The sequence below is a fragment of the Hyphomicrobium sp. genome (assembly GCF_009026145.1).
In the GTDB taxonomy this organism is placed as follows: Bacteria; Pseudomonadota; Alphaproteobacteria; order Rhizobiales; family Hyphomicrobiaceae; genus Hyphomicrobium_A.
Window position 1 is genome coordinate 152,516 of record NZ_WBUE01000005.1, and the last position, 17,606, is coordinate 170,121.

Below are 17,606 nucleotides of genomic sequence, written 5' to 3' on the forward strand. Positions count from 1 at the left end.
ATCGGGACATGCAATTTTCCGCCAATGGCGCCGAGCGCCGCCTGTTGTGGATCGGGCTGCTGACGGTGGCGACCCTTTTGATGACGGGCGTTTTCGCCTGCGCCGTTCCTTTTGCTGCGCTGGCCGCCCTCGCCGCTTTCGACACCGACCGCCGCGACGGCCTTTTGCTCATTGGCGCCGTGTGGCTCGCCAATCAGGTCTATGGCTTCGCCGTTCTCGGCTACCCGATGGAGGCGCAGGCTTACTATTGGGGCCTCGCCATGGGTCTCGGCGCCGTTGCCGCCTACTACGCGGCCCGCGCAGCGGTCACCTACTTGGCTCCCATGGGTGCGCTCATCGCTATCATCGTGTCACTGCCCGTCGCCTTCCTTGCCTATGAAGCAGTCATCTATGCCGCAAGCCTTGTTCTCACCAACGGCGAGGGCGCATTCAACACCGACGTCGTCGCCTATGTGAGCCTCGTCGAGGTCGTCGCGTTCCTGGGGCTGCTGATTACACATCGCCTGGCGGTCGCCGTCGGCCTCGTCGCGCCGAACGCCATCGAGGGCAGCGCCTAGCCGGCGGACTTACTTCAAGCTGAGGGGTAGGCCGGCGGCCATAAAGACGACGCGGTCGGCCGCCGCGGCGACACGTTGATTGAGCCGGCCCTGCGCATCGCGAAAGGCGCGCCCGAGCGGCGTCTCGGGCACGATGCCGAGCCCAACCTCGTTCGACACGACGACGAGCGGGCCAGGGGCGCTCCCCAGCGCGGCCAGCAGCCGTTCACTTTCCACCTCGACGTCGCGCCCGGCGAACATCACATTGCTCAACCACAGCGTCAGGCAATCGATGAGCGCCGCCCCCGGGAGCCCGCCAATGGCGCCCAACAAGTCGAGCGGTGCGTCGAGCGTGTGCCAATCCGCGCCGCGGCGGTCGCGGTGATGGGCGATGCGCTCGCGCATTTCGTCGTCCAGAGCTTCCGCCGTCGCCACATAGGTCCACGGCGGGTCAGCGCGCAACACAAGCTCCTCGGCGTAGCGGCTTTTGCCCGAGCGCGCGCCGCCGAGCACCAGGGTCAGACGGGGCAACGGCGCGTCGGTCATGGGGGCAAATTCGGTTGACGGGGGAAGTGGCCAACTCTTATCAAACCGGCCACGCCTCCCCGCAAGGGGAATGAGCAGTTGCGCAACCGGCTCCGGGGCTTAGGCCTTTGGTGCCGCACCATCCGGGCCACAGCCGATGTCCGCCATCCCGCGCGGCCTGATCATCGCGGCGCCCGCATCGGGCGTCGGCAAGACGACGGTGACCCTCGGCCTATTGCGCGCCCTGCGCCGCCGCGGCGTCGCCGTGCAGCCCTATAAGTGCGGCCCCGACTATATCGATACGGGCTTCCACAGCGCCGCCGCCGGGCGCACGAGCTTCAATCTCGACACCTGGGCCATGCGCCGGCACTTCATTGCGCACCTGCTGCACAGCACGGCGGTCGGGGCTGAAGTCTGCCTCGCCGAAGGCGTGATGGGCCTGTTCGACGGCGCCGGCACGCGCGGAGCGTGCGGCGATGGCTCTACCGGCGATCTGGCAGCGCTCACCGGCTGGCCGGTCGTGTTGGTGCTCGACGTCGGCGCGCAGGCGGAAACCGCCGCGGCCGTGGCTCTCGGTCTGAAGACCTACCGCCGCGACGTCGCGTTCGCCGGCGTCATACTCAACATGGTCGGCGGTCCGGGGCATGCGGCGCTGATCGCCGCGCCGATGGCCCGCATCGGCATGCCGGTCCTCGGGGCGGTGCAGCGGCGCTCCGGCGTGGTGATGCCCGAGCGCCATCTCGGCCTGGTGCAGGCTGACGAGACGTTGACACTCGATCAGCGTCTCGACGTTATCGCCGATACGATAAGCCAGGGTATCGACCTCGAAGCGCTGCTTGCCTCCGCGCGCCCGCTGCGCCTCGCACCAACCGCTGAGCCAACGGGGCTGCCCCCGCCGGGTCAGCGTATTGCACTCGCTCAGGACCGCGCCTTCTCCTTCACGTACGCGCATATCCTCGCCGGCTGGCGCCGAGCGGGGGCCGAGATCGTCCCGTTCTCGCCGCTCGCCGATGAAACGCCGGCAGCCGATTGCGACGCGGTCTGGCTCCCCGGCGGCTACCCTGAGCTGCATGCGGAAGCCATCGCCCAAGCGCAGCGCTTTCGCACCGGCATGCACGCTGCCGCCGCGCGCGGGGTGGCGATCCACGGCGAATGCGGCGGCTACATGGTGCTGGGGACTGGCTTGGAGGATTCGAAGGGCGCACGCCACGAAATGCTTGGGCTGCTCGGCGCCGAAACCTCGTTCGCCTCGCCGCGCATGCATCTCGGCTACCGGCGCGCACGCCTGCACGCATCGGGCGCCGAACTCGTCGGGCACGAGTTCCACTTCGCAAGCCTGCTGGCCAACCCGGACGAGCCGCTCGCCGAAATTTGCGATGGCGCGGGGACGCCCGTGGCCGAGCAAGGCTCGCGCCGCGGCGCCGTCACCGGCACCTTCTTTCACGTCATCGACGCCGCGTCATGACCGGCGATCGCACAGGCACGCCGCCGCGTTTCGATGAGGCCTTCCGCGCCTGCTTGCGCGATCTCATCCACTGGCGGCGCGACGTGCGCCGCTTCAGGCCCGACCCCGTCGATCCGGCCCTCGTCCTATCGCTGATCGAGCTGGCGGCGCGCTCGCCTTCGGTCGGTTTCAGCCAGCCATGGCGTTTCGTGTTGGTGGAAAACGCAGAGCGGCGGGACGCCGTGCGCGCCTCTTTCGCCCGCGCCAATGCCGAGGCGCTGACAGCTTATGCCGGAGAGCGGCGCGGCCTCTATGCCAAGCTGAAGCTGGAAGGCCTGGAAGCCGCGCCCGTGCATCTCGCCGTATTGGCCGACGAGGATACGGCAGCGGGTGCCGGCCTCGGCAGCCGCACCATGCCGGAGACGCTGCGCTATTCCGTCGTCGGCGCCATTCAGACGCTGTGGCTCGCCGCGCGCGCGCATGGGCTCGGGGTCGGCTGGGTGTCGATCATCGAGCCGGATGCCATCACTGCCATGCTCGACGTGCCGGAAGCCTGGAAGCTCGTCGCCTATCTGTGCATCGGCTGGCCCGCCGAGGAGCATCTCGACCCCGAGCTCGAGCGCCACGGCTGGCAGCAGCGCATCGACATGGGGACGCTGATCCTGCGCCGTTGACCTCGGACAAAGGGGCTGGGGCGTGAGTGGCTATTTTCAGCCTTGATTGCGAGGCTGCTCCGGGTGCCGACCAATGACATCTCGCCGTCCCACGAAGCCCTATTGGTCGCAGAGCCAGGCGGAGCTGTTCGCGGAGCTCGCCACCTCCGGTTCCGGGCTGGCACAGGAAGATGCAATACGGCGTGTTGTCCGGTTCGGCGAGAACCGCGTAGCTGAGCAAAGGAGCGCCGGCGTGGCCGCCCTCCTTTTCCGCCAATACCAGAGCCCGCTGGTCCTCATCCTCATCTTTGGCGCGTTGGTCTCCCTGGCCCTCGGCGATTGGACGGATGCGTTGCTCATCCTTGCCATCGTCTTTGGCAGCACGCTGCTCGGATTTGCGCAGGAATACCGCGCCTCCGAAGCGCTGAAGCGATTGCGCGACAGGCTGGCGCTGCGCGTCAAGGTGCTGCGTGGTGGCCGAACGTGCACGATCGAGTCGCGCAAGGTCGTGCCGGGTGACGTGCTCCTGCTGTCGGCCGGCAATATCGTTCCGGCCGACGGTGTCGTTATCGCCGCGCGCGATTTTCTTGTCTCCCAGGCAGCGCTGACGGGCGAATCGTTCCCAGTCGAAAAGGCACCTGGTCTCAGCGTTCCGAATTCGGCGCTGCAGCAGCGCAGCAACGCGGTCTTTCTCGGCTCTTCGGTGCGCAGTGGAACCGCCCGGGTGTTGGTGACGCGCACCGGGCGAAACACCGAGTTCGCTGCCATCGCGGGGCGCCTCGCCGATGCCGAGCCGGTGACGGACTTCGAACGGGGCGTACGCCGCTTCGGCTACATGCTGACGCGCATCATGACTGGCATCGTTATTTTCGTCATCACTGTGAACCTACTGCTCGACCGCCCCCTGGTTGCCTCGCTGCTGTTCGCCGTGGCGCTTGCGGTCGGACTCACCCCGGAACTTCTGCCGGCAATCGTCAGCGTGACGTTGTCGGCCGGAGCCCGGCGCATGAGCAAGCGCGGTGTCATCGTGCGCCGGCTGGAGGCAATCGAGAATCTCGGCAGCATCGACGTACTTTGCACCGACAAGACGGGGACGCTGACGCGCGGAGTGGTCGAGTTGACCTCGAGCCTCGATCCGGGGGGCTCGCCATCCGACCTCGTCTTCCGCTACGCCGCTATCAACTCTTGCCTGGAGACTGGCATCGAGAACCCGCTCGATGCGGCCATCGTCGAAAAAGCGCGGCGGCGTGGGGTCGGAACGAGCGATGTGCGCAAGGTCGACGAGATACCCTACGACTTCCTACGCAAGCGTCTCACCATCGTCGTCGACGACGGCAAGCCCGACGGCACGCATTTGATGCTCACCAAGGGTGCTTTCGACAACGTGATTTCCTGTTGCAAGGAAGTGGCAGGCCGCCCTGTCGGCCGCGAATTCGATGCGGCGCTGCTCGCTGGGCTGCAAGCCCTTTACGAGGCGCGAGGCGCCGAGGGCTACCGCGTGCTCGGCCTGGCCAGCCGGCGCATACAGGCACAGCCCGCCTACACCCGGGCCGATGAGAGCGACATGACGTTTGAAGGCTTTCTGCTCTTCTTCGACCCCCTGAAAGAGGACATTCAGGACGCGCTCACCGACCTTTCGCGGCTGGGCATAGGCGTCAAGATCATCACCGGCGATAACCGTCATGTCGCGGAGCACGTCGCCAAGTCGATCGGGCTCGGCGGCGCACGCATACTGACGGGACGACAACTCACCGAGACGAACGACGAAGCGTTGTGGCACCTTGCCGAGACGACGGATGTATTCGCCGAGCTCGACCCGCAGCAGAAAGAACGGATCGTGCGCGCTCTTCAGCACCGCGGCCATGCCGTCGGGTACATGGGGGATGGCATCAACGATGCGCCCGCCATGCACGTTGCCGATGTCGCCATCTCCGTCGATCAGGCCGTGGACGTGGCGCGTGAAAGCGCCGACATCGTTCTTCTGCAGCGCGACCTGAATGTTCTGAGAGTCGGCGTGCTCGATGGCCGGCGCACCTTCGCCAATACCTTCAAGTACGTCGCCATTACTACCAGCGCCAACTTCGGCAACATGATCAGCATGGCGTTGGGGACGCTGATCGTGCCGTTCCTGCCGTTGCTGGCCAAGCAGATACTCATGAACAACTTTTTGTCGGACATCCCCGCGGTGGCGCTTTCGACGGACAACGTCGACCGCGGAGCAACTCAGCATGCGCAGCGCTGGGACATCGGCAGCATTCGGAGGTTCATGCTGGTATTCGGCCTCATGAGCACGGCGTTCGATCTGCTCACTTTCGCGTTGCTGCTCGAGGTGTTCGACGCATCAGAGCCGCTGTTTCAGACAACCTGGTTCGTCGTTTCGCTGCTGACCGAGCTCGCCGCGCTGCTCGTGTTGCGGACCCATCTGCCGGTCTGGCAGAGCCGTCCCAGCCGCCTGCTGGTGGCTTCGGCGGCGACCATCTCGGTGATCGCTGTCTGCCTACCGTTCGTGGACTTCGCCGCGCGCGGCTTCGGCTTCGTTCCTCTTCCCGCACATCTGCTGTTGTCGGCTCTTGCCATCGTCGCGCTGTATGCTGCGGTGACCGAGATCGCGAAGCGGCTGTTCTATGCCGAGCCATCGCGACGCCTGGGTTGAGCCGTCACTCCGCTGGCGCGGTGACACCGGTGGTGCCGCGGCGGCGCGTCGAAAGGCGCCGGATCACCACGTAGAAGACCGGCGTGAAGACGAGGCCGAACAGCGTCACGCCGATCATGCCCCAGAACACGCCGGTGCCGAGCGCGATGCGCATCTCGGCGCCGGCGCCGGTCGCGATATAGAGCGGCACGACACCGAGCGTGAAAGCGAGCGAGGTCATGAGTATGGGTCGCAGGCGGAGCTTGGCGGCCTCGACCGCCGCCGACACGGTATCGCGCCCGCGGTCCTCGAGCTGGCGCGCAAACTCGACGATCAGGATCGCATTCTTGGCCGCCAACCCGATGAGCACGATGAAGCCGATCTGGGTGAGGATGTTGATATCCTGCCCGTGCAAGCTGACGCCGAACAGCGCGCTCAAGAGGCACATCGGCACAATGAGGATGATGGCGAGCGGCAGCGACCAGCTCTCGAACTGCGCCGCCAACGCCAAAAAGACGAACACGACCGACAAAGCGAAGATGTAGTAGCCGGTGCTGCCGGCCTTCGCCTCCTGATAGGACAAGTCGGTCCATTCGTAGGTCACGCCGTCGGGCAGCTCGCGCTTGGCGAGATCGGCGATGAGCTGCAGTGCCTGACCGGTGCTGATGCCCGGCTCCATGGCGCCGTTCACCTCGATGGTGGGGAACAGATTGTAGCGCGGCATGCGGTCGGGGCCGGCAATGTTGCGGAAGGTGACGAGATTGCCCAGCGGCACCATCTGCCCCATCTCGTTGCGCACGCGGATGCGCGCCACGTTGTCGGGCTGCACGCGAAATGCGGAGTCTGCCTGTGCCGTCACGCGGTAGGTGCGGCCGAACATGTTGAAGTCGTTGACGTAGGCCGAGCCGAGATAGACGCGCAGCGCCTCGAAGATGGATTCCAGCGGCACCTTCAGCATCTGCGCTTTGTCGCGGTCGACATCTACGTACAGCTGTGGCGTCCCCGTGGAGAAGGTGGTGAACACGTTCTTGATGCCGGGCGTTTCGTTGGCGGCGGCGATGAAGTCGTTGGCGATCTTCTCGAACTCTCTCGGGCTGAGGTTGGCGCGGTTCTGCAGCCGCATCGAGAAGCCGGTCTGGCCGCCCATGCCGCGCACCGGCGGCGGGATGAACACCGCGGTCTTCGATTCCTCGATGCCGTTGAGGCGCGCCGTAACGAGCTCGGAGATCTTTTCTACCGTCAGCCCCTTCGGGAGCCGTTTGGCCGGCTCGTCGACAACGACAAAGATCGCGCCCGCGTTTGCCGCGTTGGAGAAGGTCGACCCGGAGCGCCCTGTGTAGGCGGATGTATGGGCGACGCCGGGGACCTCCATGATCATGGCGTTGGCGCGCCGGACGACCTCATCGGTGCGCGCCAGCGAGGCCCCCTGCGGGAGTTGCAACGAAACGATGAGCAGGCCGCGATCCATCTTTGGGATGAAGCCGGCCGGCGTGTGCATCAAGAGCCAGCCGGCTGCGCCGAGCAGCAGAGCGTAGGCCGCCAGCATGAGCGGTGCCACCGCGATCACCCGTTGCACGAGTGCACCGTACCCGAGCGCCAGCTTGTCGAAGCCGCGGTTGAACAGCCGGAAGCCGGTGTGCACCGGCCGCATCAGCAGACTTTCATTGCGGTGCGCATCGTGCGGCTTCAACAGGGTCGCGCACAGAGCCGGGCTCAAGGTGAGCGAGTTGAAGGCCGAGATGATCGTCGCCGTCGCCACCGTGACGGCGAACTGTCGGTAGAACTGTCCGGTGATGCCGCCGATGAAGGCCGTCGGCACGAACACGGCCGTGAGCACCAGGGCAATGGCGATCAACGCCGTGCCGACCTCGTCCATCGTCACGCGCGCCGCCTCGACCGGCCGCAGGCCATCGCGCAGCTTGCGCTCGACATTCTCGACCACGACGATGGCGTCGTCGACGACGATGCCGACAGCGAGCACCAGGCCGAACAGCGTCAGCATGTTGATGGAGAAGCCGAGTGCCTGCATCACCGCGAAAGTGCCGATCAGCGATACGGGGATCGTGACAAGGGGGATGATCGTCGCCCGCCACGTTTGCAGAAACAGCAGCACGACGATGACGACCAAGGCCACCGCCTCGAGGATGGTGATGTACAGCTCGGCGATGGAGTACTCGATGAAATCCGTCGGGTTATAGATGATGCGGTATTCGAGGTCCTTGGGGAATCGCTGCGAGATGCGCTGCATCTCGGCTTTGATGGCGTTTGCCGTGTCGATGGCGTTGGAGCCGGGCTGCTGCGTGACGATCAGCACCGTTGCCGGGTAAGCGTCCTGATAGCCGTAGGTCGTGTAGTTCAAGGCGCCGAGCTCGACGCGGCCGACGTCCTTCACGCGCACGACGCGGCCATCCTGGCCGGTCTTCAACACGATGTTCTCGAACTCGCTTGGCTGCAGAAGTCGCCCTTTTAGCTGCAGAGAGAGCTGGAAGGCACCCATGTCGGGCTGCGGCGGCTGGCCGAGCGCGCCGCCGGCGACCTGCAGATTCTGCGCGCGCAGGGCGGCGAGCACCTCGTCAGCGGTCATGCCGCGCAGTGCGATACGTTCCGGATCGAGCCAGATGCGCATCGAATATTCGCGCGCGCCGAACAGGGAGACCTCCCCGACGCCGGGAATGCGCGCCAGCTCGTCGCGCACGTTGAGCAGCGCGTAATTGGAGGTATAGACCTGGTCATAGGTTCCGTTGGGGGAGACGAGGTGCACGACCAATAGAAGGTCGGGCGTTCGCTTGTTGACGGTGATGCCGTTGCGGCGCACTTCCTCCGGCAGGCGCGGCTCTGCCGCCGAGACGCGGTTCTGCACCAGCACCTGAGCCTTATCGATGTCGGTGCCGATATCGAAGGTAACGCTGAGCTGCATGTTCCCGTCGTCGGTCGACTGGGAATACATGTAGATCATGTCCTCGACGCCGTTCACCTCCTGCTCGATGACCGAGGCAACGGTATCAGCGACCGTGACGGCGTTGGCGCCGGGATAGGAGGCGTTGACCGATATCGTGGGCGGAACGATCTCGGGGAACTGCGCAACGGGCAGCGTCAGATAGGCGATCGAGCCGACGATCAGAATGACCAACGAGATGACCGAAGCAAAGATCGGGCGGGCGATGAAGAAATGGCTAAAGCGCATGGTGTGCCCGCTGCCTCAAGGCTTGGTCTGCGCGCCGGCGTCGCTTGCTGCATCCGATACCGTGAGCGGGGCGCGGCGCGGCACGATCTTATGCCCCTCCTTCACGCGCTGCTGGCCGCGCAGAATTACCCAGTCGCCGGGGTCGAGGCCCTTGCGGATCACGCGCAGGCCGCCATCGATCGGCCCGAGCTCGACCGTGCGCCGGACCGGAATGTTGTCGTCGCCGACGACGTAGACGAAGCGGTTGGCCTGGTCGGTGCCGATCGCCTCGTCGGGCAGCAGCAGCGCGGTATATTCCGGCGAACCCTGCAGGCGCACACGCGCGAACATGCCCGGCGAGAAGAAGCGGTCATGGTTGGGCAGGATGGCTCTGGCGCGCAGCGTTCCGGTGTCCTGGTCGAGCCGGTTCTCGAGGAAGTCGAGCTTGGCATCGTGCGGAAAGCCGCTCTCGTCGGGCAGCCCGATGCCGACGGCGGCGCCGATGATGCCGCTGGCGCCCTTGCCGCTCGATTGCGAGATGCGCTGGTATTTCAGCGCATTGTTCTCGCTGACGTCGAAGTAGATGTAGATCGGGTCCTGCTTGACGATGGTGGTGAGGATGGTGGAGGCGCGGTCGGTTCCCCCGCCGCTGACGAAGTTACCGGGTGTCACCAGCGTGCGGCTGATGCGCCCCGAGATCGGCGCCGTGATACGGCAGAAGCTCAACTCCAGCTCCGCCGCCTTGACGCGTGCTTCGGCAATCTTCACCAGCGCCTCGGCGTCGCGTAGCAGGTTCTCGCGATCATCGAATGCCTTCTTGGAGATGTGCTCGCTCTTCAAGAGTGGCCGGCCGCGCTCCACGTCCAGCTTGGCATTGCTGACGCTCACTTTGGCCTGGTTGAGTTGCGCCTTGGCCTGATCGAGTGCGCGCTCAAAGGGACGCGGGTCGATCGTGAATAGAAGGTCGCCGGCCTTCACGTCTTCGCCGTCGGTGAACTTCACTTCGGTTAGGTAGCCGGAAACGCGCGCGCGCACATCGACCGCCTCCACAGCGTCGAAGCGGCCGGTGTACTCGTCCCATTCGATGACGTTGCGGCTGGCGGGGCGGCTGACCGTTAGCTCGGGAGGTTGCATCGCTGGCGGCGAGCCTGTCGATCTTGCGGCCCCGCCGCCGAGGCGAGCCAAGGTCGATTTGAAAGCGCCGCGCAGATCCTCGATACCGGCTTCGATGCTGCGCCCGCGCATCGGCCCGAGTGCCGCCACGATCGCTGCGGCGGCCACAACGAGGGCCAGAACGATATAGCTCGGACGCATTACAGCTCTCGAACTTGCGCTGCGCGCCGCATCGCGCAGCCACGGTGAACCGCGTGTAGCGGTTAAGGCCCGGCCAGCTTACCCGGTCAAAGGTAAATCGGCATGCATATCGCTGTCTTTCAAGCGAGTTTGCGAGCGCCCCAAGTTTGGATTGGAGTGCCCGGAGACGCTGGTTTCGCCCCGCCAATACGGACGCCTGGGCGCGCTATTGAACGTTCAGGCTACGGCTTTTCCGTCGCGGGCGGCATCAATGCTGAAGGCGCCGGGGCCCGCTGCCACCAGGTAAAGGAAGATGAAGCAAAAGAGGATCGCCGCATCGCCGCCGTTGAGGGCCGGAAAGGGGCTCTGCGGGGCGTGCGCCATCCAATAGGCAACGGCCATTTGGCCGCTCAGGACGAAGGCGACCGGGCGGGTGAACAGACCGAGCAAGACGAGCAGCCCGCCGACCAGCTCGAGGAAGCCGGCGAACCATAGCAGCGTGAACAGCTCCGGCATGGGGCGCTCGGAGGGCGGGAAGCCCAGCAGCTTCTGCGTGCCGTGCTCAATGAAAAGGATGGCCGCCACGATGCGCAGCACGCCCAGCAGGCGCTGCGCCCACACCGTCTCGAGTTCTGCTCGCGTCATATGGCGTTCCCCGGTCCCGTCGGTCTTCCTTTACGGAAGCGAGCCTAGCGGGCTCCGCTAACTGGCTCAATCGGGAATGGCGACTGCCGTTACCAGCGCAGCAGCCGCGCGCCGAGCAGGGATCCGGCGGTTACCACTATGGCCGTGGCCAATACGTACCAGGCAGCGAGGAACAGTGGGCTGTCGTTCTGGCAGTGCATCGCATAGAAGGTCGCCGCCATGCCGGCCGCGGCGAGGCCAGCCACGGCACCGGTGAGCGCCGGGCGTGCCGGTGCGCCTTGCCGCAGGGCAATGATCAGTACCACAAGCGGCACGGCCGACAGGATTGGGATGAAGATCATGCAGCCCCAAGCGTTCGTTCCGACCATCGTCGGCATCCACTCGGATGAGGGCAGTGCAAGCAACTCGCTGGCGACCCCCAGGGCGAGCACCAGGGGTGCCGCAAGCAGTATGAGCAATTGAAGCCCGGGTACCTTCTCTGGGCGCGCCAGTCGCATGATCAGCGCCATGGCCGTCAACAGCAAGGTCAGTGTGAACGCCCACTTGAAGAGAAAGTGCGCATCACCGAGCGCTACTGCCATATCCGGACGCATCGGCAGCAGAGCGGCAAACACGATGGCCGCAGTGACAACCGCCAGCCCGGCACCGAGGCATACGGTTCGGCCGATGGGCGCACGTGGCGCCGCGGCATCGGCTGCAATGGCAGAGATCAGGTCGTCGGTCTTCATTCGTCTTCGTCTTTCCGGTGTAGGGCGCCGAGCGCCTTGAGGCCGCGATGCAGCGCAACGCGCACCGCGACTTCCTTCATCTGTAAGCGTTGGGCCACCTCGCGGATCGACTGCCCCTCGAGACTGATGGCGCGCACGACGTCACGCTGGCGCCCGCGCAACCCCGCGACGAGCCGTTCGGCATCATGTCGGTCCACACCACTGTTGTCCTCCTCGACGGCCAAGGTATCGAGAACGCTTTCGATGGGAACCTGGATGCGACGTCCGCGCCGACGCAGTGCGTCAATCAGCTTGTGACGGGCAATCGCGCGGACCCACGGGCCGAGCGGCTGGGACGGATCCCACGTATTGCGCTTGAGATGCAGTGCCAGCAAGGTCTCCTGGACGACATCTTCGACATCGCCGAGCGGGGCGCCGGCTTGGGAGAAACCCCGGCGCACCGCCGAACGCAGGCTGTGGGACAGCGAAAGAAGCAGCGTCCGATAGGCCGCTCCGTCGCCCTCCATCGCCGCCCGCATCAGGGCAGCCCACTCCTCCTCACGTTGCGCTTGAGCCACTAAGCTCCTCGTAAGCTGTTCGCCCTTCGATGCCGTGGCGTTACACGGGAGGCGGATTTTCGGTCTTCAAGGCCTGTTCACTTGCCAAGTCAACACAAGATCGTGATCTCGAAACTCTCCCGCCTGAACTTCCGTATCAGGCAGCGGCGGCTTGGGCAACGATGTGGGGATTCGAAGCATTATCGGCTCCGCACACCGGTCGCTTTTTGACCGCATAGTGCAACTTCTCGTCAGGATCGGAGAACCAACATGAAGATCGATATCAACTCAGGTGCAGCTATTGCCGCCGCTGCCGCTGCCCTGCTGATCGCCGGCACGGCGGTTAGCGCCCCGATGCAGATGGCCGCCGGCGAAAAGGGACACTGCATGGGAGCCAATGCCTGCAAGGGGCAGAGTGCCTGCAAGACTGCAGCTAATGCCTGCGCCGGACAGAACGCCTGCAAGGGCAAAGGCTTCACCGAGATGACCAAGGAAGAATGCGAGAAGGTTGAAGGCGCCAAGTTCGAGCCGATGAAGAGCTAATCCCGGCAGCAGGAAACAGGGAGCTGGGCCGCCATGGGCATTCGCATGACAGAGGGTTCAACGTCGGCAACGGCGGGCTGCCCAGCTCAACCTTCGGCCGCTGCCAAGCCGCCATACCTCGGCTTCGGTCTCGGTCTGCGCACGCAGCACTATGCCGACATTCTCGATGGCGACCCGGAGATCGACTGGTTCGAGGTCATCTCCGAAAACTTCATGGTTCGCGGCGGCCAGCCGCTTGCCATTCTCGACCGCATCGCCGCGCGCTACCCCGTCGTCATGCACGGCGTGTCGATGTCAATAGCCTCCACGGCGCCGTTCGATGAGGATTATCTCGATGGTCTCGTAGCGTTGGCCAAGCGCGTCGAGCCAAAATGGATTTCCGACCACCTGTGCTGGACCGGCGTGCACGGTGTCAATCTGCACGATCTGCTTCCCATCCCTTACACGCGTGAAGCGCTCGATCATGTCGTCGCGCGCGTCCACCACGTTCAGGAGCGCATCGGCCGCGCCCTGTGCCTGGAGAACGTATCCACCTACGTGCAATTCAACCGCTCGGAGATGTCGGAGTGGGAGTTCATCTCCGAATTGGCGCGCCGCACGGGCTGCTGGCTCTTGTTCGATGTCAACAACGTCTACGTAAGCGCCTTCAACCACGGCTATGACGCGATGGATTTCCTCAACGGCATCCCAGCCGACAGAGTCATCCAGTTTCATCTCGCCGGGCACAGCGACATGGTGAACTATGTCGTCGACACGCATGATCATCCGGTGCGCGGCGAGGTATGGGATCTTTACGCGGCGGCGCTGCGCCGTTTCGGCCCGGTGTCGACGATGATCGAGCGTGACGATCATATCCCGCCGCTCCCAGAGCTGATGCAGGAGCTGGGGCACGCGCGCTCGATCGCCGGCGCGGTTCTCGGGCCAGCTGTTGCGCACCCTGCCGCCTGAGCGCCGGCGCCCAGCTGGAGATACCATTGAAGCTCAAAGACTTTCAGGACCGGTTCCAGCGCGCCATCCTCGAGGACAACGACGCCATCCTCGAGAATCTCACTGACGGTGCACGCGAGTCGAAAGACAATCTTCTCAAGGTCTACCGCGACGCCTACGTGCTGCGCTTGATCGACGTGGTCGGCAACGATCACGAGCATTTGCGCCGCTATTTGGGAGAGCTCGAATTTGCCGCCATGGCGCGCGGCTACATCGCTGCCAATCCCTCGCATAACCCCAATGCGCGCTGGTTCTCGCACCGGCTGCCGGAGTTCCTGCGCACGACGGCGCCCTTTGCGCAACAGCCCGTGCTGGCCGAGCTTGCTGCGCTCGAGCGGGCGCTCAACGATGCATTCGACGCGGACGATGCGGTGGCGCTCGGCGTCTGCGATCTCGCCGCCATTCCCGTCGGCGCCTGGTCGGAGCTCGCCTTTGTCGTGCACCCGTCGGCGATCTGTCTCGAAGCCTCGACCAATGCCGGCGCCATATGGATGGCGCTGAAGGCAGATGCCGAGCCGCCGGTGCCTGTAGTGCTTCCCGCCCCGGTGCGAATCCTAGTCTGGCGGCAGGGCGCCACGGCGATGTTCCGCGAGCTCTCCGCCGAGGAGGCAATGATGTGGCAGCTGACCGCGGAAGGCACCAATTTCGGCGACGTCTGCCAGATGATGGCGGTGTTCGACATGGCCGAGACGGCGCCGGCGCGGGCAGCGGGCATTCTGAAAACGTGGCTGGAGACGGGACTGCTCAGCCGCGTGATTGCCCCGGCCGCCTGAGCCGATCAGCGTGGCTGCACGGAAGGCTCGCCCGTCGCGATGGCATCCGCCTCTGGACGAGCGGCGCCGCCGAGACGGCGGTGCAACCGGTCGAGCAGCAGGTAGATCACCGGTGTCGTATACAAGGTGAGCATCTGGGAGACGATCAGGCCGCCGATGATGGTGATGCCGAGCGGCCGGCGGATCTCCGAGCCGGGGCCTACGGCGATCGCCAAGGGGATGGCACCGAGCAGCGCCGCGAGCGTGGTCATGAGGATGGGACGGAAGCGCACCAGGCACGCCTCGTAGATGGCGACCGCGGGTTTCAGTCCGCGTTGGCGCTCGCCGTCGAGGGCGAAGTCCACCAACATGATGCCGTTCTTCTTCACGATGCCGATGAGCAGGATGACGCCGATCAGGGCCGTCATCGACAGCTCCATGCCGGCCCCGTAGAGCGCCAGAAGCGCCCCGAGCCCCGCCGAGGGCAGCGTCGAGATGATCGTCAGCGGATGCGCCAAGCTCTCATACAGAACGCCGAGCACGATGTAGACGGCGATCAGGGCGGCGAGGATCAGCAGCGGCTGTTGCGAGGCCTGCTCGGCGAAGGCGCGGGCATCGCCGGCCGTCTCGCCACGCAGCCCGGCGGGGACGTGCATTTCGGCCATCGCCTGATCGATGTCCCGCAATGCCTGATCGAGCGTGTTCCCCGGAGCGAGGTTATAGCTCAAGGTGACGGCGGGGAACGGTCCCTGGTGGTTGACCACCAGCGGCGACGTGCCGTGTGCAATGCGTATGATGCCGGTCAGCGGTACCTGTGCGCCGCCGTTGACGCTCGGCACATAGATGTTCTGCAGGTCGGAGGGGTCGCGCTGCAGGCGCGGGTCGACCTCGAGAATGACGCGATACTGATTGCGCTGCGCGTAGATGGTCGATATCTGCCGTTGCGAAAAGGCGTTGTTCAGCGCGCTATCGATATCGGTAATGCGCACGCCGAGGCGCGCCGCCGCATCGCGGTCGATCTTGACGTCGAGCTGCAAGCCGCCCGCTTGCCGGTCGGTCGACACGTCGACGATGCCGGGGATCTGCTTCATGCGCTCGAGCACCTTCGGGGCCCATTCGTTGAGCTCGTCGAGGTCCGGGTCCCACAGCGTGTACTGGTACTGCGAATTGCCCTGGCGCGCGCCGACGCGGATGTCGCGCGAGGCGAACATGCGCACTTCCAGTCCATTGATGTTGGCGAGCTTGTCCCGCATGCGGTTGATCACCCGCGTCGTCGACATGCTGGAGCGTTCATCGAGCGGCTTCAGATTGATGAACATGCGCCCGCGGTTGGACCCGCTGCCGCCCGGGCCGCGGCCGGAGCCACCGATCGACGAGCCGACGTGCTCCACGGCCGGGTCGCTTAGGATGATGTCGAGCGCCTGCGTATGCAGCTTCAACATCGCCTCGAAGGAGATGTCCGCTGAGGCCTCGGTCGATCCGATGATGAGGCCGGTATCGTCCTCCGGGAACAGGCCTTTGGGGATCTGCACGTAGAGGTGGGCCGTGAGCACAATAACGCAGACGAGCGAGAACAGCGTCACGGCCTGGTGGCGCAAGGCGACGCGCAGGGTGCGCGCATAGATCGACACCATCGCGCCGAGGATGCCTTCGACCATGCGGTCGAAGCGCGTGCGTATGCCGTCCTTCTCGGCTTTGAGATAATGCGCGCAGAGCATCGGTGTGACCGACAGCGAAACGACGACCGACACTGCGATGGCGACGACCAGCGTCACCGAGAACTCGCGCAGCATGCGCCCGGCGACGCCGCCCATGAACAGCACCGGGATGAAGGCGGCGATCAGCGACACGCTTATGGAGATGACCGTGAACCCGATCTGGCGCGCGCCGATGAGCGCCGCCCGCATCGGCGCCATGCCCTTCTCGATGTTGCGGTGGATGTTCTCCAGCATGACGATGGCGTCGTCGACGACGAAGCCGACGGCGATGGCGAAGGCCATCAGCGTCAGGTTGTTGATCGAGAACCCGAGCAGCCACATTGCCGCACAGGTGCCGGCAAGCGACAACGGCACGGTGACGCCGGCGGCAACGGTCGGGGTCATGCGCCGGAGGAAGACGAACACCACCATCATGACGAGTGCGATGGCGAGCAGGAGCGTGAACTGCATGTCGTGCACGCTGGCGCGAATCGTCTTCGTACGGTCGGTGAGCTCCTGAATCTCGATGCCCGCCGGTATCCAGCGCTGCAGGTTTGGGAGCAGCGCCTTTACCCCGTCGACCGTATCGAGAACGTTCGCCTCGGGCTGCTTGCGGATGATGAGCAGCACCGCCGGCTGCCGATCGAACAGGGCGATCGAGCGCGTGTTGCGTGACCCGTGCTCGACGCTCGCGACGCTCGATAGACGCACGACGTTGCCGGCGCTGGTTTTCAGGACGATGGCGCCGTAGTCCTTTGGATCACGCAGCTGCGTGTTGGTGTCGATGGTCATCGTCTGCCTGTCGCCATCGACGACGCCGACCGGTGCCACAGCATTGGCGGCAGCTATGGCGCTGCGCACCTCCTCCATGCTGAGGCCCATGGAGGCGAGCAGCGTCGGGTTGACGCGCACGCGGATTGCCGGCTGCTCGGCGCCGGTAACCTCCACCTGCGCGACCCCCGGTACCTGCGAGATGCGCTGCGCAACGACCGTATCGGCGGCATCGTAGATGGCGCTCGGAGTCATGCTCTTCGACGTCATGGCGAGGATGAGCACCGGAGCTGCCGAAGGATTGTACTTGCGGAACGTCGGCACCTCCGGCAGGTCGCCCGGCAGGTCGGCGGCGGCGGCGTTGAGTGCCGCCTGCACGTCGCGGGCGGCACCATCGATGTCGCGCGAGAGGTCGAACTGCACGGAGATGCTGGCCGAGCCTTGCGAGCTCACCGAGGTCAGCTCGGTGACGCCGGCGATCTCGCCCAGTCGGCGCTCGATGGGCGCGGCGATGGTCGCCGCCATGGTCTGCGGATCGGCGCCGGGGCGACTGGCTTGCACGCGCAGCGTGGGGAAGTCCACGGCAGGAAGGCTGGCCACCGGCAGCTCGAAATACGCCGTCGCACCGAGCAGAAACAGCCCGGCGGCGAGCAGGGTCGTGCCGATCGGTCTGAGGATGAAGGGGGCCGAGAAGTTCATGG

Annotated in this window: 14 protein-coding genes; 7 read left to right on the forward strand and 7 right to left on the reverse strand. The window is 65.3% G+C overall.

Annotated elements, in window-relative coordinates; translation table 11 throughout:
• Window positions 1-8: 8 nt before the first annotated feature.
• Window positions 9-557: a hypothetical protein gene (locus F9K20_RS06555; protein ID WP_290998863.1), complete on the forward strand. Its 549-nt coding sequence runs from the start codon at window positions 9-11 to the stop codon at window positions 555-557.
• Between the two features lie 9 nt (window positions 558-566).
• Here the strand turns inward: F9K20_RS06555 and cobU are convergent, their stop codons facing one another.
• Window positions 567-1,082 carry a bifunctional adenosylcobinamide kinase/adenosylcobinamide-phosphate guanylyltransferase gene (gene cobU / locus F9K20_RS06560; RefSeq protein ID WP_290998866.1) on the reverse strand — a complete coding sequence of 172 codons (516 nt, stop codon included), beginning with the start codon at window positions 1,080-1,082 and terminating at the stop codon, window positions 567-569.
• Window positions 1,083-1,218: 136 nt separating this feature from the next.
• Between cobU and F9K20_RS06565 the strand changes: the two genes are divergently transcribed.
• From F9K20_RS06565 to mgtA, 3 genes are all read left to right on the forward strand, one after another.
• Window positions 1,219-2,526 (forward strand): cobyrinate a,c-diamide synthase, encoded by a 1,308-nt coding sequence (locus F9K20_RS06565; RefSeq protein ID WP_290998869.1) that lies wholly within the window; start codon window positions 1,219-1,221, stop codon window positions 2,524-2,526.
• Complete coding sequence (gene bluB / locus F9K20_RS06570; RefSeq protein WP_290998872.1) at window positions 2,523-3,179, forward strand: 5,6-dimethylbenzimidazole synthase; 657 nt, start codon at window positions 2,523-2,525, stop codon at window positions 3,177-3,179. The genes F9K20_RS06565 and bluB overlap by 4 nt, the downstream gene beginning before the upstream one ends.
• A gap of 73 nt (window positions 3,180-3,252) precedes the next feature.
• On the forward strand, window positions 3,253-5,811 hold the full coding sequence (gene mgtA, locus F9K20_RS06575; protein ID WP_290998874.1) for a magnesium-translocating P-type ATPase: 2,559 nt from the start codon (window positions 3,253-3,255) through the stop codon (window positions 5,809-5,811).
• Window positions 5,812-5,815: 4 nt separating this feature from the next.
• Here the strand turns inward: mgtA and F9K20_RS06580 are convergent, their stop codons facing one another.
• The 5 genes from F9K20_RS06580 to F9K20_RS06600 form a co-directional block, all read right to left on the reverse strand.
• Window positions 5,816-8,974, reverse strand: a complete 3,159-nt coding sequence (locus tag F9K20_RS06580) for an efflux RND transporter permease subunit (protein WP_290998877.1) — start codon at window positions 8,972-8,974, stop codon at window positions 5,816-5,818.
• A 15-nt stretch (window positions 8,975-8,989) separates the two neighbouring features.
• Window positions 8,990-10,267, reverse strand: a complete 1,278-nt coding sequence (locus F9K20_RS06585) for an efflux RND transporter periplasmic adaptor subunit (RefSeq protein WP_290998879.1) — start codon at window positions 10,265-10,267, stop codon at window positions 8,990-8,992.
• Window positions 10,268-10,483: 216 nt separating this feature from the next.
• Complete coding sequence (locus tag F9K20_RS06590; RefSeq protein WP_290998882.1) at window positions 10,484-10,891, reverse strand: DoxX family protein; 408 nt, start codon at window positions 10,889-10,891, stop codon at window positions 10,484-10,486.
• Window positions 10,892-10,980: 89 nt separating this feature from the next.
• On the reverse strand, window positions 10,981-11,619 hold the full coding sequence (locus tag F9K20_RS06595) for a DUF1109 domain-containing protein (RefSeq protein WP_290998884.1): 639 nt from the start codon (window positions 11,617-11,619) through the stop codon (window positions 10,981-10,983).
• A complete protein-coding gene (locus tag F9K20_RS06600) occupies window positions 11,616-12,176 on the reverse strand; it encodes a sigma-70 family RNA polymerase sigma factor (protein ID WP_290998887.1) in 561 nt (186 codons plus the stop codon). Before F9K20_RS06600 ends, F9K20_RS06595 begins: the two co-directional genes overlap by 4 nt.
• Window positions 12,177-12,425: 249 nt before the next feature.
• Between F9K20_RS06600 and F9K20_RS06605 the strand changes: the two genes are divergently transcribed.
• The 3 genes from F9K20_RS06605 to F9K20_RS06615 are packed head-to-tail and all read left to right on the forward strand — an operon-like array spanning window position 12,426 to window position 14,458.
• Complete coding sequence (locus F9K20_RS06605; RefSeq protein ID WP_290998890.1) at window positions 12,426-12,698, forward strand: hypothetical protein; 273 nt, start codon at window positions 12,426-12,428, stop codon at window positions 12,696-12,698.
• A gap of 45 nt (window positions 12,699-12,743) precedes the next feature.
• Complete coding sequence (locus F9K20_RS06610; RefSeq protein WP_290998893.1) at window positions 12,744-13,646, forward strand: DUF692 domain-containing protein; 903 nt, start codon at window positions 12,744-12,746, stop codon at window positions 13,644-13,646.
• A 26-nt stretch (window positions 13,647-13,672) separates the two neighbouring features.
• The gene (locus tag F9K20_RS06615; RefSeq protein ID WP_290998896.1) at window positions 13,673-14,458 is read left to right on the forward strand and encodes a DNA-binding domain-containing protein; all 786 of its coding nucleotides are present in this window, start codon (window positions 13,673-13,675) and stop codon (window positions 14,456-14,458) included.
• A 5-nt stretch (window positions 14,459-14,463) separates the two neighbouring features.
• Here the strand turns inward: F9K20_RS06615 and F9K20_RS06620 are convergent, their stop codons facing one another.
• Window positions 14,464-17,604 (reverse strand): efflux RND transporter permease subunit, encoded by a 3,141-nt coding sequence (locus tag F9K20_RS06620; RefSeq protein WP_290998899.1) that lies wholly within the window; start codon window positions 17,602-17,604, stop codon window positions 14,464-14,466.
• Window positions 17,605-17,606 lie beyond the last annotated feature (2 nt).

Bases quoted from the DNA above. Each gene is read 5' to 3' on its own strand.
- F9K20_RS06595 (WP_290998884.1), bottom strand. From the start codon at position 11,619: ATGAAGACCGACGACCTGATCTCTGCCATTGCAGCCGATGCCGCGGCG.
- F9K20_RS06610 (WP_290998893.1), top strand. From the start codon at position 12,744: ATGACAGAGGGTTCAACGTCGGCAACGGCGGGCTGCCCAGCTCAACCT.
- mgtA (WP_290998874.1), top strand. From the start codon at position 3,253: ATGACATCTCGCCGTCCCACGAAGCCCTATTGGTCGCAGAGCCAGGCG.
- F9K20_RS06590 (WP_290998882.1), bottom strand. From the start codon at position 10,891: ATGACGCGAGCAGAACTCGAGACGGTGTGGGCGCAGCGCCTGCTGGGC.
- F9K20_RS06555 (WP_290998863.1), top strand. From the start codon at position 9: ATGCAATTTTCCGCCAATGGCGCCGAGCGCCGCCTGTTGTGGATCGGG.
- cobU (WP_290998866.1), bottom strand. From the start codon at position 1,082: ATGACCGACGCGCCGTTGCCCCGTCTGACCCTGGTGCTCGGCGGCGCG.
- F9K20_RS06585 (WP_290998879.1), bottom strand. From the start codon at position 10,267: ATGCGTCCGAGCTATATCGTTCTGGCCCTCGTTGTGGCCGCCGCAGCG.
- F9K20_RS06580 (WP_290998877.1), bottom strand. From the start codon at position 8,974: ATGCGCTTTAGCCATTTCTTCATCGCCCGCCCGATCTTTGCTTCGGTC.
- bluB (WP_290998872.1), top strand. From the start codon at position 2,523: ATGACCGGCGATCGCACAGGCACGCCGCCGCGTTTCGATGAGGCCTTC.
- F9K20_RS06620 (WP_290998899.1), bottom strand. From the start codon at position 17,604: ATGAACTTCTCGGCCCCCTTCATCCTCAGACCGATCGGCACGACCCTG.
- F9K20_RS06565 (WP_290998869.1), top strand. From the start codon at position 1,219: ATGTCCGCCATCCCGCGCGGCCTGATCATCGCGGCGCCCGCATCGGGC.
- F9K20_RS06605 (WP_290998890.1), top strand. From the start codon at position 12,426: ATGAAGATCGATATCAACTCAGGTGCAGCTATTGCCGCCGCTGCCGCT.